At 65.4% G+C, this 22,841-nt stretch carries 21 protein-coding genes; 15 read left to right on the forward strand and 6 right to left on the reverse strand.

From position 1 onward, the window contains the following. Position 1: 1 nt before the first annotated feature. From AC1RWL_RS04835 to AC1RWL_RS04865, 7 genes are all read left to right on the forward strand, one after another. On the forward strand, positions 2-448 hold the full coding sequence (locus tag AC1RWL_RS04835; RefSeq protein ID WP_319313142.1) for a cobalamin B12-binding domain-containing protein: 447 nt from the start codon (positions 2-4) through the stop codon (positions 446-448). Next, positions 445-1,434, forward strand: a complete 990-nt coding sequence (meaB, locus tag AC1RWL_RS04840; RefSeq protein WP_493093001.1) for a methylmalonyl Co-A mutase-associated GTPase MeaB — start codon at positions 445-447, stop codon at positions 1,432-1,434. Before AC1RWL_RS04835 ends, meaB begins: the two co-directional genes overlap by 4 nt. After that, positions 1,431-3,131 carry a methylmalonyl-CoA mutase family protein gene (locus AC1RWL_RS04845; protein WP_493093000.1) on the forward strand — a complete coding sequence of 567 codons (1,701 nt, stop codon included), beginning with the start codon at positions 1,431-1,433 and terminating at the stop codon, positions 3,129-3,131. Before meaB ends, AC1RWL_RS04845 begins: the two co-directional genes overlap by 4 nt. Positions 3,132-3,142: 11 nt before the next feature. After that, the gene (locus AC1RWL_RS04850) at positions 3,143-3,892 is read left to right on the forward strand and encodes an enoyl-CoA hydratase/isomerase family protein (protein ID WP_493092999.1); all 750 of its coding nucleotides are present in this window, start codon (positions 3,143-3,145) and stop codon (positions 3,890-3,892) included. Positions 3,893-3,901: 9 nt separating this feature from the next. Further along, the gene (locus AC1RWL_RS04855) at positions 3,902-5,521 is read left to right on the forward strand and encodes an AMP-binding protein (RefSeq protein WP_493092998.1); all 1,620 of its coding nucleotides are present in this window, start codon (positions 3,902-3,904) and stop codon (positions 5,519-5,521) included. Positions 5,522-5,615: 94 nt separating this feature from the next. Beyond that, positions 5,616-6,152, forward strand: coding sequence for a methylated-DNA--[protein]-cysteine S-methyltransferase (locus AC1RWL_RS04860; RefSeq protein ID WP_493092997.1), 537 nt, complete (start codon positions 5,616-5,618; stop codon positions 6,150-6,152). 102 nt (positions 6,153-6,254) lie between these two features. Next, complete coding sequence (locus AC1RWL_RS04865) at positions 6,255-6,890, forward strand: LysE family translocator (RefSeq protein WP_493092996.1); 636 nt, start codon at positions 6,255-6,257, stop codon at positions 6,888-6,890. Here the strand turns inward: AC1RWL_RS04865 and AC1RWL_RS04870 are convergent. Further along, a complete protein-coding gene (locus AC1RWL_RS04870; protein WP_493092995.1) occupies positions 6,887-7,783 on the reverse strand; it encodes a LysR substrate-binding domain-containing protein in 897 nt (298 codons plus the stop codon). The two genes, AC1RWL_RS04865 and AC1RWL_RS04870, sit on opposite strands and share 4 nt — an antisense overlap. Positions 7,784-7,882: 99 nt before the next feature. Here AC1RWL_RS04870 and AC1RWL_RS04875 point away from each other — a divergent pair, with 99 nt between their 5' ends. After that, positions 7,883-8,635: a sulfite exporter TauE/SafE family protein gene (locus tag AC1RWL_RS04875; protein ID WP_493092994.1), complete on the forward strand. Its 753-nt coding sequence runs from the start codon at positions 7,883-7,885 to the stop codon at positions 8,633-8,635. Between the two features lie 4 nt (positions 8,636-8,639). Here the strand turns inward: AC1RWL_RS04875 and AC1RWL_RS04880 are convergent, their stop codons facing one another. After that, on the reverse strand, positions 8,640-9,506 hold the full coding sequence (locus AC1RWL_RS04880; protein WP_493092993.1) for an alpha/beta fold hydrolase: 867 nt from the start codon (positions 9,504-9,506) through the stop codon (positions 8,640-8,642). Positions 9,507-9,725: 219 nt separating this feature from the next. Here AC1RWL_RS04880 and AC1RWL_RS04885 point away from each other — a divergent pair, with 219 nt between their 5' ends. The 6 genes from AC1RWL_RS04885 (at position 9,726) to AC1RWL_RS04910 (ending at position 16,034) form a co-directional block, all read left to right on the forward strand. Further along, the gene (locus AC1RWL_RS04885) at positions 9,726-9,980 is read left to right on the forward strand and encodes a DUF2171 domain-containing protein (RefSeq protein WP_439622379.1); all 255 of its coding nucleotides are present in this window, start codon (positions 9,726-9,728) and stop codon (positions 9,978-9,980) included. Positions 9,981-10,114: 134 nt separating this feature from the next. Continuing rightward, on the forward strand, positions 10,115-11,155 hold the full coding sequence (locus tag AC1RWL_RS04890; RefSeq protein ID WP_493092992.1) for a Dyp-type peroxidase: 1,041 nt from the start codon (positions 10,115-10,117) through the stop codon (positions 11,153-11,155). Continuing rightward, complete coding sequence (locus AC1RWL_RS04895) at positions 11,148-11,948, forward strand: family 1 encapsulin nanocompartment shell protein (RefSeq protein WP_493092991.1); 801 nt, start codon at positions 11,148-11,150, stop codon at positions 11,946-11,948. The genes AC1RWL_RS04890 and AC1RWL_RS04895 overlap by 8 nt, the downstream gene beginning before the upstream one ends. Positions 11,949-11,977: 29 nt before the next feature. Further along, a complete protein-coding gene (locus tag AC1RWL_RS04900) occupies positions 11,978-13,255 on the forward strand; it encodes an NAD(P)/FAD-dependent oxidoreductase (protein WP_493092990.1) in 1,278 nt (425 codons plus the stop codon). A 26-nt stretch (positions 13,256-13,281) separates the two neighbouring features. Then, positions 13,282-13,662: a DUF427 domain-containing protein gene (locus tag AC1RWL_RS04905; RefSeq protein ID WP_493092989.1), complete on the forward strand. Its 381-nt coding sequence runs from the start codon at positions 13,282-13,284 to the stop codon at positions 13,660-13,662. A gap of 116 nt (positions 13,663-13,778) precedes the next feature. Next, the gene (locus AC1RWL_RS04910) at positions 13,779-16,034 is read left to right on the forward strand and encodes a mechanosensitive ion channel family protein (RefSeq protein WP_493158241.1); all 2,256 of its coding nucleotides are present in this window, start codon (positions 13,779-13,781) and stop codon (positions 16,032-16,034) included. Between the two features lie 21 nt (positions 16,035-16,055). Here the strand turns inward: AC1RWL_RS04910 and AC1RWL_RS04915 are convergent, their stop codons facing one another. Beyond that, on the reverse strand, positions 16,056-18,458 hold the full coding sequence (locus tag AC1RWL_RS04915) for a thiamine pyrophosphate-binding protein (RefSeq protein ID WP_493092987.1): 2,403 nt from the start codon (positions 18,456-18,458) through the stop codon (positions 16,056-16,058). Positions 18,459-18,586: 128 nt separating this feature from the next. Here AC1RWL_RS04915 and AC1RWL_RS04920 point away from each other — a divergent pair, with 128 nt between their 5' ends. Continuing rightward, positions 18,587-19,087 carry an Lrp/AsnC family transcriptional regulator gene (locus AC1RWL_RS04920; protein ID WP_256114633.1) on the forward strand — a complete coding sequence of 167 codons (501 nt, stop codon included), beginning with the start codon at positions 18,587-18,589 and terminating at the stop codon, positions 19,085-19,087. A gap of 9 nt (positions 19,088-19,096) precedes the next feature. Here the strand turns inward: AC1RWL_RS04920 and AC1RWL_RS04925 are convergent, their stop codons facing one another. From AC1RWL_RS04925 to AC1RWL_RS04935, 3 genes are all read right to left on the reverse strand, one after another. After that, positions 19,097-20,680, reverse strand: a complete 1,584-nt coding sequence (locus AC1RWL_RS04925) for a Na+/H+ antiporter (RefSeq protein WP_493092986.1) — start codon at positions 20,678-20,680, stop codon at positions 19,097-19,099. A gap of 126 nt (positions 20,681-20,806) precedes the next feature. Beyond that, entirely contained in the window at positions 20,807-21,562 is a 756-nt protein-coding gene (locus tag AC1RWL_RS04930; RefSeq protein ID WP_493092985.1) for an alpha/beta fold hydrolase, read from the reverse strand. Between the two features lie 164 nt (positions 21,563-21,726). Next, the gene (locus tag AC1RWL_RS04935) at positions 21,727-22,746 is read right to left on the reverse strand and encodes a 1-aminocyclopropane-1-carboxylate deaminase (protein WP_493092984.1); all 1,020 of its coding nucleotides are present in this window, start codon (positions 22,744-22,746) and stop codon (positions 21,727-21,729) included. Between the last annotated feature and the right edge of the window lie 95 nt (positions 22,747-22,841).

Genomic DNA, 22,841 nt, shown 5'->3' on the forward strand with positions numbered 1-22,841 from the left:
GATGACCGAAACGAACCTTGGCGATGCCGCAACGGCCGAAGCCCCCGAAACCATCCGCGTGCTCGTCGCCAAGCTCGGGCTCGACGGCCATGACCGGGGCGCCAAGGTGGTGGCCCGCATCCTGCGCGATGCGGGCATGGAGGTCATCTACACCGGCCTCTACAAGACGCCGAAGGACGTCGTGCACGCCGCGATCCAGGAAGACGTCGACGTCATCGGCGTCAGCCTGCTCTCCGGTTCCCATGTGCCGCTGTTTCGCGAGCTGTGTCGCTGCCTGCGCGAGGAGGGCGCCGAGCATGTGCTCGTCGTCGCCGGTGGCGTCATTCCCGAGCAGGACTATGCCGCGCTCCTGGAAAGCGGCGTCGATGCCATCGTGCCGCAGGAGGCGCGCGCCGACCTGATCGTCACGACGATCGAAGGCCTCATCGCCGCCCGTGGTCGCATATGACGATCGTCACGCATTCCCGAACGGCAAAGCGCGGCACCTACACGCCCTCCGCCGCGCTGGTGAAGGACGTGCTGGCGGGGCGGTCGATCGCCATCGCCCGGATGATTTCGCGCGCCGAAGAAGGTTATCCCGAGGCCGCCGAGGCACTCGCCGAACTCTACAGGCACGGCGGCAATGCCCATATCGTCGGCATCACCGGCGTGCCGGGGGCCGGCAAGTCGACGCTCGTCTCGGCCCTCATCAAGGCCTATGCCGCGGAAGGCCGCAAGGTCGGCGTCATCGCGGTCGATCCGAGCAGTCCCTATTCCGGCGGCGCGATCCTCGGCGACCGCGTGCGCATGAGCGAGACGGCCGCCGCCGGCGGCGCTTTCGTGCGCAGCATGGCGACCCGCGGCCATCTCGGCGGGCTGACGCGCGCGACGCTTCAGGCGGTCGACGTGCTCGATGCGGCCGGTTATTCGCCCATCATCATCGAGACCGTCGGGGTGGGGCAGGACGAGGTGGAGGTGGTAACCGCCGCTCACACCGTCGTGGTTCTCTCCGCGCCCGGCCTCGGCGACGATATCCAGGCGATCAAGGCCGGCATTCTGGAAATCGCCGACATTCACGCTGTCAGCAAATGCGACAAGCCGGAGGCATCGGCGACGGTTTCGGCGCTTCAGGGCATGCTGTCGCTCGGCGGCGGGTCCGGCTCGAACTGGACGTCGCCCGTCCTGCCCGTCAGCGCCGTTTCCGGCGAACGCATCGCCGAGCTGAAGGACGCCATCGGCGCGCATTGGGCGCATCTGCACGATAGCGGCGAACTCGCCGCGCGCCAGCGCGCCATCTGCAAGACGCGCATCCTCGGCACCGCAAGACATCTATTTCAGCAGAAATTCCAGCAGGAATCCGCAACGCTCGAGACGCATATCCGGGCCGTGACGGAACGGCGGATGGACCCGTCCGTCGCCGCGCGCGCCCTGCTGGGTTGGGAGGGAACCCGATGACCGACACCACCCTGTTTTCCACACAGGCGATCGACAATATCCGCGAAAGCCAGGCGGAATGGGAGGAGGGCGCACTTGCCGCCTTCCTGAAGACCCGGCCGGAGGGAAAAGCCGTCTACGAGACCGAAAGCGGCATTCCGCTCAAGCGGATCTATACCGCCGCCGACGTTGCCGACATTCCGGCCGACGAACTTGGTTTCCCGGGCGCCTATCCGTTCACGCGCGGCGTCTATCCGACGATGTATCGCGGCCGGCCATGGACCATCCGCCAGGTCGCCGGCTTCGGCAATCCGGAAGCGACCAACCAGCGCTACAAATACATGATCCAGACCGGCCAGACCGGCCTTTCAACGGATTTCGACCTGCCGACCCTGCTGGGCCTCGATTCCGACGATCCGATGGCCTTCGGCGAGGTCGGTCGCGTCGGCGTCGCCATCGACACGATGGAGGATGTCGACCGGCTGTTCGACGGCATCGACCTCGAAAAGATCTCGGTCTCGCTGACGATCAATCCCTCGGCCTGGGTGGTCTACGCCATGTTCGTCGCGGTGGCGGAGCAGCGCGGCCTGGATCTCCACAAGCTGACCGGCACCTTGCAGGCCGATCCCTTGAAGGAATATGTCGCGCAGAAGGAGTGGATCTATCCGGTCCGCCCGGCCGTGCGCCTGCTGCGCGACCTCATCATGTACAGCGCCAAGGCGACGCCGAAGATCAATCCCGTCAGCCTCAGCGGCTACCATCTCTCCGATGTCGGCGGCAATGCGCTGCAGGAAATCGCCTTCACCATGGCCTTCACCATCTCCTATTGCGAGGAGGTGACGAAGGCCGGCATGGATATCGACGATTTTGCGCCGCGCCTGTCGTTCTTCTTCATCAGCCACCAGGATTTCTTCGAGCAAATCTGCAAGTTCCGCGCAGCGCGCCGCGTCTATGCCAAGATCATGGCCGAGCGCTTCAACGCGAAGAAGCCGGAATCCATGCGCCTGCGCGTGCATGTGCAGACGGCGGCCATGAGCCTCACCAAGGTCGAGCACCACAACAACCTCATGCGCACGGCCATCCAGGCGCTCGGCGCCGTGCTCGGCGGCTGCCAGAGCATGCACACCAACGGCCTCGACGAGGCCTTCGCCATCCCGACCGAGGAGGCGATGAAGCTCGCCATCCGCACCCAGCAGATCATCCGCGAAGAAATCAACGTGACCTCGGTCATCGACCCCCTCGGCGGCTCCTATTTCATCGAGCGCCTGACGAAGGACATGGAGACCGAGATGTGGAAGATGCTCGATGAGGTGCAGGAACGCGGCGGCGCAATCCAGCTGGTCGAGGAGGGGTGGTTTCAGCAGAAGCTCGCCGATTCCGCCTATGCGACCTTCAAGAAGATCGATTCCGGCGAGAAGATTTCCGTCGGTGTCAACAAGTTCGCAGACGAGGCGAGCAGCACGGCGGATGTGCACATCCATCCCTATGACGACCATTGCACCCAGTTGCAGATCGACCGCCTGAAGATCATCCGGGCGAACCGGGACGATGCGCGCATCAAATCGCTGATGGCGGAACTCGTCGAGCAGGCCCGCTCGGACGACGTCAACCTGCTGCCGACGACCATCGAACTGGTGAAGGCCAAGGCGACGCTCGGCGAGATCTGCAGCGCGTTGCGCGAGGTCTGGGGTTCCTATGACGAACCGATGATCATGTGAGGAGGCGGACGATGAACCACGCTGTCATTTCCACGGTCGAAGGCCCAATCGCCTGGGTCAAGCTGAACCGGCCGGAACGGCTGAACGCCATGAACCGGCAGCTCGTCGACGGGCTTTCCGAGGCGCTTGCGGCCGCGGAAGCCGACGAGGGCGTGCGCGCCATCATCCTGCATGGCGAGGGCCGGGCCTTCTGTTCCGGCGATGACCTCAAGGACCTCGACGCGCAGACCTCCTCCGAGGCCGAAACGCAGGACTGGGTGGAGGCCATCCAGGCCGTCACACTCCAGATCATGCAGTCGCGCAAGATCGTGATCGCCGCGGTGCACGGCTGGTGCGTCGGCGGCGCGCTGGAATGGGTCATCAACTGCGACTTCCGGCTGTTTGGCGAAAAGACCCGCTGGTTCTTCCCCGAGGTGACCTATGGCCTGTTCGTGACGGGCGGCGTGACGGCGCTTCTCACGAAGCAGGTCGGCCCGCAGGTCACCAAGGAGCTCCTCATTCTGGGCGAGCGCCATGATGCGCAGAACGCGTTGGAGGTGGGTATCGCCTGGAAGATCGTCGCTGACGACCGGCTGCTTGACGAGGCCCGGCAACTGGCGCTGACGATCGCCGCGCGCCCGTCCGCCGCTGTTGCCGACGTCAAGCGCGCCATCAATGATGGTTTTCACTCATCCCTCGAAGATGCAATGGCGCAGGAGACGGCAGCCACGGTTCGTGGCTTCCTCTCTCCCGAGGCGCAGGCAAAGGCAAAAGAGTTCTGATCCGTGTCCATGACGCCCCATTCCCTTTCGCCCGTTCCGGGCCTCGATGACGCCGAGATCGAAGATCGCGTCCTGCCGAAGATCCTGCTGAAACAGGCCGAACGCTTCGGCTCCCGACCGTTCCTCGACCTCGGCGGCCGGTCCGCGAGTTTCGAGGAGATGCTGGACCTGTCCACCCGGCTGGCGAACGGGTTGCGCAAACTCGGCGTCGGGCGCGGCGACCGGGTGGCGATGTTGCTTCCCAGTTGTATCGAACTCGTCGTGACCTGGTTTGCCGCCTCGCATCTCGGCGCAATCGAGGTGCCCAACAATCCGGGCCTGAAGGGCGACTTTCTCTGCCATAACCTCAACAATTGCGGCGCCGGGGTGCTCGTCGTCGATGCCGATGTGCTGCCCGAATTGGCAATCGTCCAGGACAGGCTGCCGGACGTGCGCACGCTCGTGCTGGTCGGCGCCGATCCCGCGATGGCGCGTGCGGCGGGGGTGAAGATCGACCGCATCGTGCGCTTCGAGGAATGCCTGGCATCGCCCGCGACCCTCGACTTCGCGCCCGTCCACTATTCCGATCCTATGGCGATCCTCTACACATCGGGCACGACCGGTCCTGCCAAGGGTGCGCTGATGTCGCACCACCATTGTTATTCCTGGGCGGCGGCCATGGCGGCGAACCTTGGATACACCACCGAGGACAGCTATTTCTCCGCCCTACCGCTCTTCCACACGGATGCGCAGATGTTCGGCGTCTACCTGCCGCTGATCTACGGCACCAAGGCGACGCTCGCCGACAATTTCAGCGCCTCGCGCTTCTGGAGCCAGGTCCGCGACAGCGGTGCGACGGCGACCAACCTGCTCGGCGCCATGGCCGTCATCCTAATGCGCGCGCCACCGTCCGACAGCGATGGCGACAACCCCGTGCGCGTCTGCCAATGCATCCCTATGGTGCCGGACCAGCAGGCGTTCGAGCGCCGCTTCGGCATGCGGCTCGTCACCGGCTACGGCCAGACGGAAACCAGCTTCGTGACGCTCGACACCGTCGACAATACCCGGCCCGGCTCCTGCGGCAAGCCGCATCCCGATTGGGAGGTTGCCGTCGTCGATGACAAGGACCGGCCGTTGCCGCCCGGCACGATCGGCGAGATTGTCTCGCGTCCGAAGAAGAGCTGGAGCATGTTCTCCGGCTACTACCGCGCCGAGGCCAAGACCGTGCAGACGCTTCGAAACCTCTGGTATCATTCGGGCGACGCCGGCGTCATGGACGAGGACGGCTGGCTCTATTTCAAGCACCGGCTGAACGAGGCGATCCGGCGCCGCGGCGAAAATATTTCCGCTTATGAGGTGGAGACGCTGGCCGAGCAGCACCCCGACATCGTCGAGAGCGCCGCCTTCGGCATCCCCTCCGAATTCACCGAGGAGGACATCATGGTAGTGGCGCTGCGCCGCGCCGGCTCGACGCTGTTACCTGCGGACCTGCTGGAGCATTTCCGCGAGAAGGCGCCGCGCCATATGGTGCCGCGTTACATCGAGATCACCGATGCGCCATTGCCGCGAACGCCGACCGAAAAGGTGGCCCGCAGCGTCCTGCGCCAGCGCGGTCTCACCGAGACGACTTTCGACCGCGGCACGCGCTAGCCCCGTATTTTTCGATTTGAAAGCAAGGACCGGAGGGAATGCTGGGAAAGGTTTGCCTATCGTCATCGGACAAACAGGTTCGAGGTAAGAGACGATGCGTGAAATCATCCGCTTTGCATGGGGGATCAGCTCCCTGGGCGACTTCGTGGTCGCCATGTCCGACAAGGGCCTTGTCGCCCTGGAATTCAGTTCGCAGCGCGCCGCGATGGAGGATGCGTTGCGCAGCCGCTTTCCCGATGCTGAGCTGGAGCACGACCAGACGGGGCTTGCCGGCGTGGTCGATGTCGCTGCCGGTCTGATCGACGATCCGGCAACCGGCAGCGACCTGCCGCTCGATCTGCGCGGAACGCCCTACGAGGTGCAGGTCTGGCAGATGCTTCGCGACATCCCCGCTGGCGAGACAACGAACTACGGCGCGCTGGCGGCAAGGCTGGGCACGCGCGATGCGCGGGAGGTGACGGTGGCAATCGCGAGCAATCCGCTTGCGATCGTCGTTCCCTGCCACCGCGTCATCAAGAAGGACGGCTCGATCTCCGGCTATCGCTGGGGCGTCCAGCGTAAGCGTGCGCTTTTGGCGCGCGAGCAGCGGGCTCGCGGACTTGGGGCTGAACCGCGGTCAGAGGCCAGATGAGCCGGGACGGACTTGTCGCGGTTACAATCTGGCCGGTCGCCTTCGCGCTGCTGCATGGTTTATGATCCTGCGGTACGCCATCCGCAATTGGGGCCGCCGGGAATGCCTGCCGATCTTCATCATCTCCTGATCGTCTACACCGCCTATGTGATCGCCGCCGGCAGTCCCGGCCCGAGCAACATGCGCATCATGGGCGTGGCCATGCACCAGGGCAGACGGGCAGCGCTCCTGCTTGCCGCCGGTGTCGTCAGCGGCTCGATCTTCTGGGGCATGATGGCTGCGACGGGTATTTCCGCCATCCTGACCCGCTATGCAGAAGCCCTGTTCGTGCTCAAGATTTTTGGCGGCCTCTATCTGCTCTATCTCGCCTACAAGGCCGGCCGGGCGGCGCTCACCCCCGACGACAAGGCAAGGGAGGCGATGTCGAAGGATGCTGCGCTCTCCGGCGCCTCGCTCTACAGGCGCGGCCTGCTGATGCATCTCACCAATCCGAAATCGATCCTCGCCTGGATCGCGCTGATGACGCTCGGCCTCGGCCCCGGCGCATCGACGCACACGCTCGTCGCCATCCTCGGCGGCTGCGCGGTGCTAAGCGTCACCATCTTCTGCGGCTACGCCATCGTCTTCTCGACGGCGCCCATGGTGCGCCTCTATCGCCGGGCACGGCGCGGGATCGAGGGGACGCTGGCGGTATTCTTCGGCCTTGCCGGCCTGCGGCTGCTGGTGTCGCGGGTTTAGGAAGACTGCTTACGCGACGGGGTGCGAAGATGCTCCATCAGCCCGCGCGCCGTCGGGTCAAGCTCCTCTTCCGCCCGAAAACACAAGAGCAGCCGGCGTCTCGCCCAGGCGTCGGAGAGCCGCACGGAGGTGATCGGCATGGTGCGCCGGCAGCGGCGCGCGGCGGTTTCGGGCAGGATCGAGATGCCGACGCCTTCCGCCACCATTCGGCAGACGCCTTCGAAGGTGCGCAGGCGCACGCGCGGGCGCAGCCGGTGGCCGGATTGCGCGGCGTGCCCATCGACATGGTCCTGAAGCGCGCCCGCAAAGCCGATGTAATCCTCGCCAAGAATCTGGCCGAAGGCGACCTGCTTTTCTGCTGACATCGGATGGTCGCGCGGAAGCACCACGACGAGCTGGTCCGTCGCGAAGGGCATTGCGGTGAGCGCCGCTGTCTCGACCGCATCGGAGACGATGCCGATATCCGCCAGCCCGTGCTCCAATGCCTTGACGATCTCGCTGCTCGGCCGTTCCGCAAGCTCGATGTCGGCCTTGGGATGTTCCGCCAGCCAGGGGCCGAGGCGGTCGGGCAGGAATTCGGTGATCGCCGCCGTGTTGGCGAGGAGCCGCACGGTGGAGCGGATGCTGCGCGCATGTTCGGATAGCTCCGCCTGCATGGCGCCGACATTGCGCAGGATCAGGCGGGCATGATGCGCCAGCGCCTCCCCGGCGCGGGTCGGCGTCACGCCGCGTCGCGTGCGCACGAAGAGCGACAGGCCGCCCGAGGCCTCCATGTCGCGCAGCCGCTCGCTTGCGGCGGCGATGGAGAGGTTGGCCGAGTGCGCGCCATGCGTGAGGCTGCCGGCATTGAAAACGGCGAGGAACAGGCGGAGGTCTGCAAGATCGAAGCGCATTGCGGGAGGATAACACGCCACCAGCTTTCGGAAAGACCGAAGGCTGGTGGCGGATATTCCAGATTGCCGTCGGCCCTGCCGGGCGCTCTTAATCGCGGCATGGAACAGAGCGAAACCACATTTCTGATCATCACCGTCGCCTTCTTCGTCGCCGGGCTCGTCAAGGGCGTCACAGGCATGGGCCTACCCACGGTGGCGATGGGCATTCTGGGCGGACTGCTCTCGCCGCTGACCGCCGCGGCTCTTCTGCTCATACCCTCGCTGGTCACCAATGTCTGGCAGCTTCTGGCAGGCCAGCATCTCAAGGCGCTGCTGCTGCGGCTCTGGCCCATGCTGGCCGCAATCTCCCTTGGCACGCTGGCGGGCTCCGTCCTGCTGGCGAGCGGCGAGGCCGGCCCCACGACGATGGCGCTCGGGCTGACGCTTGCCGTTTATTCCGCCTACACGCTGCTCGCCCGCCAGCACCGGATGCCGCCCGGTTGGCAGGCGTGGGCATCGCCGGTCGTGGGCCTTGCGACCGGCCTTTTCACCGGCGCGACGGGCGTCTTCGTCATTCCGGCTGTTCCCTATCTGCAGGCGCTAGGGCTGGAGCGCGATGAACTGGTGCAGGCGCTGGGCCTGTCGTTCACGGTCTCGACCATCGCGCTCGGGCTGGCGCTGTTCCTGCACGGAACGCTGCCGATGGCGGACCTGAAGGCCTCGACGCTCGCCATCGTGCCGGCACTCGCCGGCATGTTCGCCGGCCAGGCGCTGCGCACGCGCATCAGTCCGCCGGCGTTCCGGCGCGGCTTCCTTCTCTGCATGCTCGGCCTCGGCTTGGAGATGGCGCTTCGACCGCTGCTCTTCCCGTGACCGCTCAGCCGTGAACCCGGCCAAGGAAATTGCGCAGGAGCATAACGACCTCGTCGAGATGCGTTTCCAGCAGCCAGTGACCGCCGTCGAGCAGGTGAAGCTCGGCTTCGGGCAGGTCGCGCAGATAGGCGCGCGCCGATTTTTCCGGCATGTAATGGTCATGCGGTCCCCAGACGATCAGCGTCGGCGGCTGGTGGTCGCGGAGGTATTTTCGATGCTGGGGAAACCAGTCGCGGTTCTGCTTCAGCCCGGCGATCAAATCGATGGCGATCTCCTTGCGCTTCGGCGTCATCAGCGACCAGTGCAGCGTCCAGAGGTCGGGAGGAATGCTTTCGGCTAGCTCCGGTCCCAGCGCGTTCAGGAATTCTTCCTTGAACTTTTCCTCGTTTATGGCCTCCGCCAGCTTTTCGCGCATTTCAGCGTCCGATAACGTCCACGTCTTCTCGATCTCCGCATATTTGGGGCCGAGCGCATCCTCGTAGGGGATGTCACCGTTTTGGATGATCAGGGCGACGATGCGGTCAGGTTGTCTGATCGCCAGCCGTGCGCCGATCGGCGACCCGAAATCATGAAGGTAGAGGGCGAAGCGGTCGATGCCGAGCGTCTGCACGAACTGGTCGAGGAAAGCGGCATATCCATCGAAACTATAATCGAAATCCTCCGGCGTAGAGCTGTAGCCGGCGCCGGGATAATCCGGTGCGATCAGCCGCCAGCGATCCGCCAGCCGCGGCATTAGATTGCGGAACTCGTAGGAGGAGCAGGGGTAGCCGTGGGGCAGCAGCACGACAGGCGCATCCTCCCGCCCGGCCTCGCGATAAAAGGCATCGACGTTTCCGATCTTTATGTGCCGGTGGCGCACGAGCGTATCCATGACGGTCTTCCTCCGCGATGTTGAATACATGGAGGAAAGACGAGGGAACCCCCGGAACTGTTCCCGCCTCCTTGAAACGGCGTATCCAGCGCTATCTACAAAGGCGCCGGCACAAAAATCCCCACCGGCGGCGACCCGACCCTCAACGGCAGGACCCCTTCGTCGGCAAAGGCGAAGACGGCACGATCCGGCCATTTTCAACCCGACAGGAGAACCGGCATGAGCGGCAACATCGCGGAAAACATGGAAGTCATCGGCGCCGACGGCGTGCATGTGGGCACGGTCGATCGCGTCGAGGCCACCCGCATCAAGCTGAAGAAGGCCGACAGTTTCGGTAAGCACGAGGGCCATCACCACTATATCGAACTGGGCTTCGTCGCCGATGTCGAGGGCGACAAAGTGCGCCTTTCGGCCAATGCGGACGTGGCCGTGACCTTGGAGGAAGAAGAATCCGGCCGTCCGGTCGATCTTTAGCCGAAGAATGGGGCCGGCTCGCCGGCCCTTTTGCTGCTCTGCGGAATCTTGCCGGGAAGAGCTGGATTTTCGATGGCACGGCGCAGCGAGACTCGCTACGTTCCGACAGACAGGTTCTGCCGAACGGATCGAGTATGAATGCAGTCTTGCCTTCCGTGGTTCCACAGCCGGTCGCAGCGCGGCTGTCGCGCGCGGCCATCTTCCTCGTCGTCACGCTGACGCCCGGCCGCCCGGCAGAAACGGCGGCGCGCGCGCTGTGCGCCGATCTTTCCGGCCTGCTGCGCGCGGTCGGGTTTCGGGATCTCGAAGGCGGGCTTTCCTGCGTGCTCGGCATCGGCTCGGTGGCCTGGGACCGGCTCTTCGCCGCACCCCGCCCGAAGGACCTGCATCCCTTCCGCGAAATCCGCGGCCACCACCACGCCGTCTCCACCCCCGGCGACCTCCTGTTTCATATCCGCGCCACGCGCATGGATCTCTGCTTCGAGCTCGCGACCCAGATCATGACGCGGCTGGCGGGCCTGGTGTCCACGACCGACGAGGTGCACGGCTTCAGCTATTTCGACGACCGCGACCTGATCGGCTTCGTCGACGGCACGGAAAACCCGGTCGACCAGGCCGCGGTCGACGCAACGATCATCGGCGACGAGGATCCGGATTTTGCCGGCGGCAGTTATGTCATCGTGCAGAAATACCTGCATGACCTGCCCGCCTGGAACCGTCTGCCGGTCTCCGACCAGGAGAAGATCATCGGCCGCGAAAAGCTTTCCGATATCGAGCTCGACGATGCCGTCAAGCCGAGCTACGCCCACAATGCACTGACGAGCATCGAGGAAAACGGCGAGCCGCTGGAAATCCTGCGTGACAACATGCCCTTCGGCGATGTCGGCAAGGGCGAGTTCGGCACCTATTTCATCGGCTATGCGCGCTCGCCGCGCCGCATCGAGATGATGCTGGAGAACATGTTCATCGGCCGCCCGCCCGGCAATTACGACCGGCTGCTCGATTTCAGCCGCGCTGTGACCGGCACGCTGTTCTTCGTCCCCGCCGCGTCCTTCCTCGATGCGGTATCGCCCGATGCGCCCGACACGACCGCCCCGGCGGACAAACCGCAGCCGAAGCAGCGCGACGGCTCGCTCGGCATAGGCTCTCTCAGGAAAGAGGCTTCCCATGAATAACCTGCACCGCGACCTGGCCCCGATTCCCGAGGCCGCCTGGGCCGAGATCGAGGAAGAGGCGAAGCGCACGCTGAAGCGGAACCTTGCCGCGCGTCGCGTCGTCGACATGGCCGGCCCCTCGGGGCTCGGGCTCTCCGCTGTCGGCACCGGCCATGTCGCGCCGATCGCGCCGCCGGCCGAGGGCGTGCAATCGCTGCGGCGCGAGGTGAAGGCGCTGGTCGAGCTCCGGGTTCCCTTCACGCTGTCGCGCGGCGCCATCGACGATGTCGAGCGTGGTTCGCGCGATTCCGATTGGGAGCCGGTGAAGGAGGCCATGCGAAGGATAGCCTTCGCCGAGGATCGCGCGGTGTTCGACGGTTATGCCGCCGCCGATATCGAGGGCATCCGGCAGGCTGCGAGCAATCCCGCCATTGCGCTGCCGGCCAATGCCAAGCGCTATTCCGATGCGGTGGCGCGGGCGGTCGGCCAGCTCCGGCTCGCGGGCGTCGAGGGGCCTTATGCGCTGGTGCTGGGGGCTGATGCCTACATGGCGGCAAGCGGTGGCAGTGACGATGGCTATCCGGTCTTCCACCATCTCGAACGGGTGGTGGATGGCGGGATCATCTGGGCACCGGCGATCGAGGGCGGCCTCGTTCTGTCCTTGCGCGGTGGGGATTTCGAGCTGACCGTCGGGCAGGATTTTTCCATCGGCTATCTCAGCCATTCCGCCACCACCGTCGATCTCTACGTGCAGGAAAGTTTCACCTTCCGCACGCTGACGACCGAGGCGGCCGTGGTGCTTTCGCCGGAATAACCGGCCCCGGGATCACGAGAGGACATTGCATGGCGGCAAGAGGCGACCACCATATCGTCATCATCGGCGCGGGTTTTGGCGGGCTGGAGGCGGCGCGCAACCTGGCCAAGGGGCCGGTCCGCATCACCGTCATCGACCGACGCAACCATCACCTGTTCCAGCCCTTGCTTTACCAGGCGGCGACGGCGTCGCTGGCGCTGTCGGAGATCGCCTGGCCGATCCGCTCGCTGCTGCGGGGCTACGACAATGTGACGACGCTGCTCGGCAGCGTCACCGGCGTGGATGCGGCGGGCAAGGCGGTGCTGCTGGAGGACGGGCGGGCTATCCCCTACGACACGCTGATCCTCGCCACCGGCGCGCGCCACGCCTATTTCGGCCATGATGAATGGGAGCCGCATGCGCCCGGCCTGAAGACGCTGGAGGACGCGACGACGATCCGCCGCCGCATCCTTTCCGCCTTCGAGCGGGTGGAATGGCAGGACGATGCGGCCGAGCGCCGCCGCCTGCTGACCTTCGCCATCATCGGCGCTGGTCCGACCGGCGTGGAGTTGGCCGGCACCATCGCCGAGCTGGCGCACGAAACGCTGCGCCGCGATTTCCGCAACATCGACACGCGCGAGGCCCGCGTGGTGCTGGTCGAAGCGGGGCCGCGCATTCTCGCGGGCTTCACCGAGGATCTTTCGGCCTATGCCGAACAGGCGCTGACGCGCCTCGGCGTCGAGGTGCGCACGGGCCATGCGGTGTCGCAATGCGATGCCGCCGGCATCACGCTCGGCGACGAGGTTCTGCCGGCCGCGACCATCCTCTGGGCGGCGGGCGTTGCCGCGTCGCCGGCTGCCGAGTGGCTGCAGGTTCCCGCGGACCGGGCCGGGCGCGTGCTCGTCGCCCCCGACCTCAGCGTGCCCGGCTTCTCGGACATTTTCGCGGTCGGCGACACCGCCCATGTGCCGATGGGCGAGGGCAAGATCGTCCCCGGCATCGCGCCAGCGGCAAAGCAGGAGGGGCGCTATGTGGCCGGCGTCATCAAGGCCCGCCTGGACGGCAAGCCGGTGCCGAAACCCTTCGCCTATCGCAACGACGGCAATCTTGCGACGATCGGCAAGCGGGCCGCGATCGTCGATCTCGGCTGGATCAAGCTGAAGGGCCGGCTCGCCTGGTGGACCTGGGGCATCGCCCACGTCTACTTCCTGATCGGCCTGCGCAACCGGCTGACCGTCGCGCTGAGCTGGCTGTGGATCTATTCGACCGGCCAGCGCAGCGCCCGTCTGATCACGCAGCCAAGCGCCGAGGATAGCCGCAGCGGCTAATGCGTTTTATCGGAAAGGTGAAGCAAATGGCGGAAAGAATTGTCAAAATACCGGGTCCGGATCACCCGATTTCCATCACGCGCATCGCTGCACGCGTCGTCGTGCGCACGGCGGGCCAGGTCATCGGCAGCTCGCAAAAGGCGCTGCGCCTGCGCGAAGCCACACTTCCGGCGGTCGTCTACATGCCCCGCTCGGACATGGACATGACGCTGCTCGAACGGACGGAGCACAAGAGCTATTGCCCCTACAAGGGCGAGGCAAGCTATTTCAGCATTCCGCTGAGTGGCGGCACCAATGCTGCCTGGAGCTACGAAACACCGTATCCGTCCGTCGCGGAAATCGAGGGCCATATCGCCTTCTACGCCGACCGGGTGGAAATCGACGAGGTGCAGGACATCGAGGAATGAGGCGTGCGGTCCAGCCTTCTCGCCTGACGCCGGCATCGCTTGACTTTCCTTGGGCTTGCATGATCGAACAGTAGGGATTGCTCAACAAGCGCGGGCGAGGGGGATTGAAAAGCATGGTGGCCGCATTCCGTCAGCTTCTGCGGTGCAAGGTGATCCTTGTCGCGATGGCCCTGCTGTTTGCCGGTCCGGCGCTCGCGCAGGACGTTGCGGCGCCGCCCGTCGACAAGCTGCGCGAGATTTCGCGCCTGCTTTCCGATCCCGCCGTCGCCACCTGGCTCAACAGTGCCGAGACCGGCCCGGGCAAGGCCGAAGATATCGCTCCCGCCGGCTCCGAATCCATGATGATGGAAACGGGTTACGTCGCCGAAAAGCTGGGCATGATCCAGAACCGGATCGATACCGCCATGCAGGGCAGCATGGAGCTTGGCCCCGGTGCCCACACCGCCATGACGCGGCTTGAGGCCGAAGTCACCAGCCGCGGTCCGCTGCGCCTGTTCTTCCAACTGCTTCTCGTGCCCGTCCTCGCCATCGGCTTCGAGCGGCTGTTCAACCGCTTGTCGGCCCGGCACTGGCGCCGCCAGGCGGCGGAGCCGCAGGTCGATCCGGTGGGCGTGGTGCCGATCGGCCTGCATGCCTGCGGGCAGGCCATTTGCTTTGCCGTCGGCGCGCTGCTGCCGCTCGCCATCGTCGCCTGGCCGCCGCTGTTGCAGCGCACCGCGCTTATCCTGGCGATCGCCGCCATCATCGTCCGCTTCGGCGGTCTCATCGGCGCCTATATCGTCTGGCTGATCGAGCAGCCGACAGATCGCGCGACTGAAACGCCACCGGCCGAGTCGGTCGTCGTGCCGGAAGGCGCGGTGGCTGTGGAAGCGGCGCCCGTCCTCGTTTCCGAACCGGTCGTGGACACGGTGCCAGCCGATGATCTCCAGCCCTCGGCAAACATCACGCCGGAGCGGGTTCGCTACTGGCTCTCACGGTTCCTGCGCGCCCTGCGCTTCTTCGTCATTGGCTGGATCGTGCTGGAGATGATGCGGGTGTTCGGCTTTTCCAAAGGCTCGATGCTGCTCGTGATGTTCGCCTTCGATTTTGGCCTTTTCGCCATCGCCATCGAAGCGATCTGGTCGCGTCCGCGCCGCCGGGAGCAAACGGACACCGCGCGCAAGATATGGTCGTGGCTCGCAACCGTGGCGGTGATCCTGCTGCTGGTCGTGTGGCTGGCGGGGCTGCACCTGCTCTTTGCAGCCGGCGTGGTAGCACTCCTCCTGCCGCCGCTCCTGCGGCTGACGACGGCGGTCGTCGCCCGCCTCCATGGCGGCACCGAGACTAGGCGTCCCACCAGCATGCATTTCGTCATCGGCGAACGCGGCATGCGCGCCATCGTCATCATCCTGTCTGCCTGGTGGATCGCAGCCGTCGCGGGCGTCGATGCCGCCGGCATGATGGGGGCCGGCGACACGCTGGTCAGCCGCGTCGCCCATGCCGCCACCCAGGCGATCGCCGTGCTGCTGATCGCCGACATTGCCTGGCAGTTCCTGAAGGCCGAGATCGCCGTGCGCATGGCCGACAACCCGGCGGATCGCCGCCTCACCGACGATGAGCGCGGCCGCAACGCCCGCATCCGCACGCTGCTGCCGATCCTGCGCAACATCCTCGCCATCACGCTCGCCGCCGTCGCCGTCATGATGGTGCTGACGAGCCTCGGCGTCGATATCGGCCCGCTGATCGCCGGTGCCGGTGTTGCCGGCGTTGCCATCGGCTTCGGCGCACAGACCATCGTCAAGGACCTGATCTCGGGCATCTTCTACCTGTGGGACGATGCCTTCCGCATCGGCGAATATATCGAGACCGGCAAATACAAGGGCGTGGTCGAGAGCTTCTCGCTGCGTTCGGTCAAGCTGCGCCACCACCGCGGCCCGCTCACCACGGTGCCCTTCGGCGAACTCGGCGCGGTGCAGAACATGAGCCGCGACTGGTCGGTCATCAAGTTCAACCTCTCCGTGACCTACGATACGGACCTCGAAAAGCTGCGCAAGGTCATCAAGCGCATCGGCACGGAGACGGCGGAAAAGCCCGAATACAAGGATATCCTGCTCGAACCGCTGAAGATGAAGGGCGTGTCCGATTTCGGCGAATATGCCATCGTCGTGCGCGTCGGCTTCACCACCAAGCCCGGCGAGCAATTCATGATCCGCCGCGAGATCATGAACCGCATCAAGCTCGATTTCAAAGCCAACGGCATCCAGTTCGCTTCTCCGACCGTGCATGTCGGCGGCGGCAGTGGCGATGCCCAGGCCGACGCGGCGGCTGCCGAAGCGCACTATCGCCAACGCCAGCAGGCGCAGACCGCCGCAAACGAAGCGGCGGCGGGCTGAGCAGGCATCCCGCGGACGGTCTCAGACCGCCCGCAACGGCACGGACGCCTCCGCACCGACCACGGATTCCGCGGCCTCGATGATGGCGTCGGTGTCGATGCCGAAATGGGCGTAGAGGTCGGCGATCGTGCCGGTCTGGCCGAAATGTTCGACGCCGAGCGAGACCGTGCGGTGGCCCTCCACCGAGCCCAGCCAGCCGAGCGTCGCCGGGTGGCCATCCGTGGCGGTGATGAGGCTTGCGGGGCGCGGCACGGCGGAAAGCAGCGTCTCGATATGGCTGCGGGCGCCGAAATCGCCGTGGCGGCGGGCGCGTTGCGCGGCCGTCCAGCCGGCATTCAACCGGTCGGCGGAGGTGACCGCGAGCACGGCGATGTCGCCATGCGCCTCGGCGAGCCGCCCGGCGGCCATCAGCACTTCCGGCGCAATGCAGCCCTGGTAGGCGAGCACGATGCGGGTGCGGGCCGATGGCGGGCGCAGCCAATAGGCGCCGTCGATCACGCCCTGGCGGAAGGCCGGGTCCTCGCGCCGGAGCGCGATCTGCTCCAGCGGCCGCGTCGTCAGGCGCAGGTAGACCGAGCCGCCGGTCTCGTCGCGAAGCCAGTTGCGCGGGTCGTGCCCGCCGTCGCCCTCGCGCTGCATATAGTCGAAGGACCAGTCCATGATGACCGACAGCTCGTCGAGATAGGCGGGCTCGAAGCTCGCCAGCCCGTCCTGGCTGATGCCGATCAGCTGCGAGCCGATCGACTGGTGCGCCCCGCCCTCCGGCGCCAGCGTCACGCCCGAAGGGGTGCCGACGATCATGAAGCGGGCATCCTGGTAGCAGGCATAGTTCAGCGCATCGAGGCCGCGCGCGACGAAGGGATCGTAGACCGTGCCGATCGGCAGCAGGCGCTCGCCGAACAGCGAATGCGACAGGCCGGCGGCGCCCAGCAGCAGGAACAGGTTCATTTCCGCGATGCCGAGTTCGATATGCTGGCCGGCGGGGCCGAACTCCCATTTCTGCGCCGAGGGCACGCGCTCGTCGCGGAACGTATCCGCCAGCTTCTCGCGGGCAAAAAGGCCGCGGCGGTTGACCCAGGGGCCGAGATTGGTCGAGACGGTAACGTCCGGCGCCGTGGTGACGATGCGCGCCGACAGGGCATCGTTGCGCTGGGCGAGCGCATCGAGGATCTTGCCGAAGCCGGCCTGCGTCGACAGTTCCCGGTCGTCGAGGAAGACCGGGCCGGACGAGGGCAGCGCCGGGGACGTGAAGCGTCGCGTGCCTTCCGAAAAGAAAGGCACCGTCTTCAATAGCTCGCGCACAGGCTCGGGCGAGGGGATCGCGCCGAACATCTGCCATTCCGCGCCGGGCTTCACACCGATGCGGCTCTGGAAGGTCTCCATCTGCGCCTTGGTCATCAGGCCGGCATGGTTGTCCTTGTGGCCGGCAAGCGGTGTGCCCCAGCCCTTGATCGTATAGGCGAGGAAGACCGTCGGGCGGTCGTGGTCGATGTTTTCGAAGGTGCGGATCAGCGTTTCCAGGCAATGGCCGCCGAGATTGTTCATGAGATCGGAAAGCTGATCGTCGTCGCGCGCCGCCAGCAGTGCGGCCACACCGGGCTTCGTGCCGATCTCGTCGGTCAGCCGCTTGCGCCAAGCGGCACCGCCCTGGAAGGTCAGCGCCGAATAGAGCTGGTTCGGACATTGGTCGATCCAGCCGCGCAAGGACGCACCGCCCGGCTCCTCGAACGCCGCTTCTTGAAGCGCGCCGTATTTCAGCACCTTCACATCCCAGCCGAAGGCGGTGAAAATGCCCTCGATGCGCTGCCACAGCCCCTCGCGCACGACGCCGTCGAGGCTCTGGCGGTTATAGTCGATCACCCACCAGGTGTTGCGCAGGTCGTGTTTCCAGCCTTCCTGAAGGCATTCGTAGATATTGCCCTCGTCAAGTTCCGCATCGCCGACCAGCGCGATCATCCGGCCCGCCGGGCGCTCCGACCATTGTTTGGCGGCGATATAGTCCTGCACGATCGAGGCGAAGGCGGTGATCGCCACGCCGAGGCCGACGGAGCCGGTGGAGAAATCCACGTCGTCGATATCCTTGGTGCGGCTCGGATAGGATTGCGCACCGCCGAAACCGCGAAAGTTCTCAAGCTTTTCCCGAGTCTGGTTGCCCATCAGGTACTGGATGGCGTGGAAGACGGGCGAGGCATGCGGCTTGACCGCCACGCGGTCTTCCGGCCGGAGCACATGGAAATAGAGCGCCGTCATGATCGCGGCAAGCGAGGCCGACGAAGCCTGGTGCCCGCCGACCTTCACCTCGCCTTTTTCGCGGAGGTGGTTGGCATTGTGGATCATCCAGCAGGCATGCCACAGGACCTGTCGTTCCAGGTCCTTCAGGCAGGCCAGCCGTGCTGGCGTCAGGGCCGGCGCATTCATCGTCATCTCTCTCCCGTGATCTCCCGATTGACCGGAATGCTACACCGGAATTTCGGGCAAAAGTGATCTCAGTTGACCGCGTGAAGAGAAATTGCGAAAGGTTTATCCGATAATTCCTCCGTCATCGGTCAATCATGCCTCCCTCGAAACCCGCGCTCGATTCCGCCTCCATCCGCATCCTCGACCTGTTGCAGCAGAACGCCGAGATGAGCATTTCGGAGCTGGCGGAGGCGACGGGGCTTTCGGCGTCGCCCTGCTGGCGGCGCGTCAACGATCTCAAGGAAAGTGGCGTCATCAAGGGCTCGGTGGCGCTGGTCGATGCGCAGGCGCTGGGGCTCGCGGTCAATGTCTTCGTGCAGGTCTCGCTGAAGCAGCAGGATCGGGAATCGCTCGACGTGTTCAACGCCGCCATCCGCACCAAGCCGGAGATCGTCGAGTGTTACCTGATGACCGGGGAGGCGGACTACATGTTGCGGGTGGTGGTCGAGGACCTGATGAAGTTCCAGGCGCTGGTGGTCGATTTCCTCACCCGCATTCCCGGCGTCGCCAATATCCGCTCCAGCTTCGCGCTCGGCCAGATTAAGTACACGACAGCGCTGCCGACCGGCCATCTGAAGGCCGGCCGCGGGGCGTGAGGGCGACCGTCACGCCTTGGCGGAAATGGCGCTCAGTTCTTCGAGGTCGAGGTCGCGTTCCAATTCGTGCAGCGTCTCGTCGTCGATCTCGCCGGCCCGGTGGAGGCGGATGAGTTCGCGGCGGCCGGTGGCGACGGCTTCGAGCACCAGGTCGAAATGGGCATGGAGCACCGGCGTGTAGTCTTCCGTGCGCTCGGCATAGTCGACGATCGACGTCGCCCTGCGCTGGTAGCGCTCCAGCAATTGCGGGTGAACGAGATTGCCGTCTCCGTCATAAGCCCGGCTTCGCACGACCACGAACTGTGCCTGCGCCATGGCGGCTTCGGTCTGGCTCATGGTGAGCCGCGGCTTTTCGGACGCGGGCTCGCTGAGCTTCGCCCAGGCGATCACCTTGCCCAGGGTCGTGCCCTGGATCAGCACGGTTCCGAGGATGACGGCGAAGGATGTGACGAGGATGAAATCGCGGCCCGGAAAGCCTTCCGGCACGGAAAGTGCCAGCGCCAGCGTGACCACGCCGCGCACACCCGCCCAGCCGAGGACTGTGGAACCGCGGGCGCCGAGCGGTTTGTAGCGATCGATCCCCAGCATGTTGCAGAGCCTGATCACATAGTCGGAGCCGAATACCCAGGCGAAGCGCGCGAGCGTCAGCGCGATGAGGATGACGAGTATCGGCAATCCCATGGTGGCGACCACGACGTCGATGCCGCCGCCGCGCTCCACGACGCCGCGCAGCGACAGGCCGATCAGGATGAAGACCGCGGCCTCCATCAGGAAGACCAGCACGGTCCAGAAGGAGGTGCCGCGCATGCGCGTTGCGGCGGAAAAGACGGTGTGCTGGTGCCAGCCCGCGATGAGGCCGGTGGTCACGGTGGCGATGACGCCCGAGACGTGGAAGAATTCGCCGAGCAGGTAGGATGTCCAGGAGAGCAGCGCCGTGGCGGCGATGATCAGGTAGTCATCTTCAAGGCGGCGCACGAGCAGCACCCAGACTGTGCCGATGGCGATGCCGATCAGCGCACCGCCGATCGCCAGAACAAAGAAGCTTCCGACCGCATCCACCGTGCTGAAGGCACCGGTGACGGCGGCGGCGATGGTGAAGCGGAAGAGCACCAGGCCGCTCGCATCGTTGAACAAGCTTTCGCCTTCGAGCAGGATCTGCAGGCGCCGCGGCAGTTTCACCTGTTGCAGCACGGCACGGGCGGAGACCGCATCGGGCGGCGAGACGATCGCGCCGAGCGCCGCGCAGGCGGCCCAGGGCAGCGACGGGAACAGCAGATGGGTGACCACGGCCACGACGACGCAGGTGAAGACCACGGCGCCGACGGCAAGCGACGCGATGCCGATCATGTGGCGGCGCAGGCGGCCGAGCGCGATGAACCAGGCACCGTCCATCAGCAGCGGCGGCAGGAAGATGATGAGAACAAGCTCCGGATCGACTTCGATGGTGGGCAGGCCCGGCGCGAAGGCCAGCAGTGCGCCGCCCGCAAGCAGCGCCACGGAAGGCGGCAACCCGAGCCGGTGGGCCGCATAGTGCAGCACGATGATCGCCAGGAACATCCCGATCACGAGTTCGAACAAATGTGTAGGATCCATGCGCTTCTGTCCCGAACGGCTTTATTACCATCGGCTTCATTACAAAGCGCATTCCGCCGAAAGGCAATTGCCCTCCGGCGGAAAATCCCGTGTCGCCAATGGCATGGCCCCTAATGCCGGGGTGCATCAATCCGAAAGCGTGGTCGCGGCCTTCTCGATCAGCTCGGCGACCGCGGCCGGCTGGGACATGAAGACGGCATGGCTCGCCTTCACCTCGACCGGCTCGCTGCCGGCGCGCTTGGCCATGTCGCGCATCAGGTCGGGGTGGATGGCGCGGTCGTCGGTTGCGATCAGCGCCCAGCTCTTGCGGCTCTTCCAGGCCGGCGCCGTGATTCTGGTCTCGAACGCCGCCTTGGCGGGGTAGACCTGGGAATGGGCCATGAAGCGGGCTTCGTCCGCCGGGATATCGGCGGCGAAATCGGCGGCGAAGGCGGCCGGGTCGAGGAAGAGATAATCGTCCTTCGTCGCCATGATGGCCTTGGTCGCGGCCGGCGTTTTGCCGGCGAGGTCGAGCAGGGTTTCGCCCGCATCCGGCTGGAACGCCGCGACATAGACGAGGCCCGCGACATTGTCGGCGGTGCCCGCCTCGGTAACGATCATGCCGCCATAGCTATGGCCGACGAGCACCGAGGGGCCGTCCTGCTGGTCGAGGATACGCTTCGTCGCGGCGACGTCGTCTTCCAGTGACGTCATCGGCGGTTGCACGACGGTGACCTTGAAGCCCTTGGCCGTCAGCCGGTCGAAAACCTTGCGCCAGCCGGAACCATCGGCGAGCGCGCCATGCACGATCACGATGTTCCTGACGGGGTCCGCAAATGCCTGCCCGGCAGGGCCGAGCGCAATGCTTGCCAGGGCGGCAATCAGGATGGATGTCTTGCGCATTTCAAAAGTCCTTTCCTTGGGTTGGTGGGATCGTTCCCTGGGGGTGGCGTCTTGCCTCAAGGAAGCGACGCTTCTCGTTGTGGAAGACGAGCGCCGCCGCCCGCTGCCGTGGCCGCAGCGTCGGGCCGTTCGTCTTCAATGGGGTTTGTGGGTCGGGCCGGCGGTCAGCCGTCCTTGTAGTAGTAGCTGTAACCGTTCAGCGCCGGGGCACCGCCGAGATGGGCGTAGAGGACTTTCGAGCCCTCGGGGAAGAAGCCTTTCTGCGCGAGGTCGATCATGCCCTGCATGGATTTGCCCTCGTAGACCGGGTCGGTAATCATCGCCTCGGTGCGGGCGGCAAGCCGGATCGCTGCATTGGTTTCTTCCGACGGCACGCCATAAGCCGGATAGGCATAATCGGGGTTGATGACGATCTCGTCCTCGCGGATCGCCCGGCCGAGGCCGACCAGTTCGGCCGTGGCGTCGACGATGCCGCGCACCTGCGCGCGGGTCTGGTCGAGTGTGCCCGAAGCATCGATGCCGATCACCCGATCGGCGCGGTCCTGCGCGGCAAAGCCGACGATCATGCCGCCCTGGGTGGATCCGGTGACGACGCAGACGACAATGTAATCGAAGGTGAAGCCGAGTTCCTTCTCCTGCGCCGCGACCTCCTCGGCAAAGCCGACATAACCGAGCGCGCCGTATTTGTGCACCGAGGCGCCGGCCGGGATCGGATAGGGCTTGCCGCCGGCGTCCTTCACCGACTGGATGGCGTCTTCCCAGCTCTTGCGGATGCCGATGTCGAAACCGTCGTCGACCAAGCGGCTGTCCGCCCCCATCAGCCGCGTCATCAGGATGTTGCCGACGCGGTCATAGACGGCATCGTAATGCGGCACCCATTTTTCCTGGATGACCACGCATTTCATGCCGATCTTCGCAGCCGTGGCGGCCACCATGCGCGTGTGGTTCGATTGCACGCCACCGATCGAGACGAGCGTATCGGCCCCGGAAGCGATGGCGTCGGGCACGATATATTCGAGCTTCCGCAGCTTGTTGCCGCCCATGGCGAGACCGGAATTGCAATCGTCCCGCTTGGCGTAGATCTGGACGTTGCCGCCGATTGCGGCCGACAGCCGCGGCAGATGCTCGATCGGCGTCGGGCCGAAGGTGAGCGGGTAGCGTTCGAATTTTTCGAGCAGTGACATTGTGTCCTCCGTTCCGATTTTGCCAAGGAAAGATGGCAGAAACCGTGTGGAAGGTGCTCTCTATTTTTGTGGTCGTTTTTTCCCAGATGCAGTAG

Source organism: Shinella sp. GW821-FHT10F02 (assembly GCF_058809275.1).

Bases quoted from the DNA above. Each gene is read 5' to 3' on its own strand.
- AC1RWL_RS04870 (WP_493092995.1), bottom strand. From the start codon at position 7,783: ATGCGCTTCGATCTTGCAGACCTCCGCCTGTTCCTCGCCGTTTTCAAT.
- AC1RWL_RS04935 (WP_493092984.1), bottom strand. From the start codon at position 22,746: ATGTCACTGCTCGAAAAATTCGAACGCTACCCGCTCACCTTCGGCCCG.
- AC1RWL_RS04875 (WP_493092994.1), top strand. From the start codon at position 7,883: ATGGAACAGAGCGAAACCACATTTCTGATCATCACCGTCGCCTTCTTC.
- AC1RWL_RS04930 (WP_493092985.1), bottom strand. From the start codon at position 21,562: ATGCGCAAGACATCCATCCTGATTGCCGCCCTGGCAAGCATTGCGCTC.
- AC1RWL_RS04880 (WP_493092993.1), bottom strand. From the start codon at position 9,506: ATGGATACGCTCGTGCGCCACCGGCACATAAAGATCGGAAACGTCGAT.
- AC1RWL_RS04885 (WP_439622379.1), top strand. From the start codon at position 9,726: ATGAGCGGCAACATCGCGGAAAACATGGAAGTCATCGGCGCCGACGGC.
- AC1RWL_RS04850 (WP_493092999.1), top strand. From the start codon at position 3,143: ATGAACCACGCTGTCATTTCCACGGTCGAAGGCCCAATCGCCTGGGTC.
- AC1RWL_RS04925 (WP_493092986.1), bottom strand. From the start codon at position 20,680: ATGGATCCTACACATTTGTTCGAACTCGTGATCGGGATGTTCCTGGCG.
- AC1RWL_RS04835 (WP_319313142.1), top strand. From the start codon at position 2: ATGACCGAAACGAACCTTGGCGATGCCGCAACGGCCGAAGCCCCCGAA.
- AC1RWL_RS04865 (WP_493092996.1), top strand. From the start codon at position 6,255: ATGCCTGCCGATCTTCATCATCTCCTGATCGTCTACACCGCCTATGTG.
- meaB (WP_493093001.1), top strand. From the start codon at position 445: ATGACGATCGTCACGCATTCCCGAACGGCAAAGCGCGGCACCTACACG.
- AC1RWL_RS04920 (WP_256114633.1), top strand. From the start codon at position 18,587: ATGCCTCCCTCGAAACCCGCGCTCGATTCCGCCTCCATCCGCATCCTC.
- AC1RWL_RS04890 (WP_493092992.1), top strand. From the start codon at position 10,115: ATGAATGCAGTCTTGCCTTCCGTGGTTCCACAGCCGGTCGCAGCGCGG.
- AC1RWL_RS04895 (WP_493092991.1), top strand. From the start codon at position 11,148: ATGAATAACCTGCACCGCGACCTGGCCCCGATTCCCGAGGCCGCCTGG.
- AC1RWL_RS04915 (WP_493092987.1), bottom strand. From the start codon at position 18,458: ATGACGATGAATGCGCCGGCCCTGACGCCAGCACGGCTGGCCTGCCTG.
- AC1RWL_RS04845 (WP_493093000.1), top strand. From the start codon at position 1,431: ATGACCGACACCACCCTGTTTTCCACACAGGCGATCGACAATATCCGC.
- AC1RWL_RS04860 (WP_493092997.1), top strand. From the start codon at position 5,616: ATGCGTGAAATCATCCGCTTTGCATGGGGGATCAGCTCCCTGGGCGAC.
- AC1RWL_RS04855 (WP_493092998.1), top strand. From the start codon at position 3,902: ATGACGCCCCATTCCCTTTCGCCCGTTCCGGGCCTCGATGACGCCGAG.
- AC1RWL_RS04905 (WP_493092989.1), top strand. From the start codon at position 13,282: ATGGCGGAAAGAATTGTCAAAATACCGGGTCCGGATCACCCGATTTCC.
- AC1RWL_RS04900 (WP_493092990.1), top strand. From the start codon at position 11,978: ATGGCGGCAAGAGGCGACCACCATATCGTCATCATCGGCGCGGGTTTT.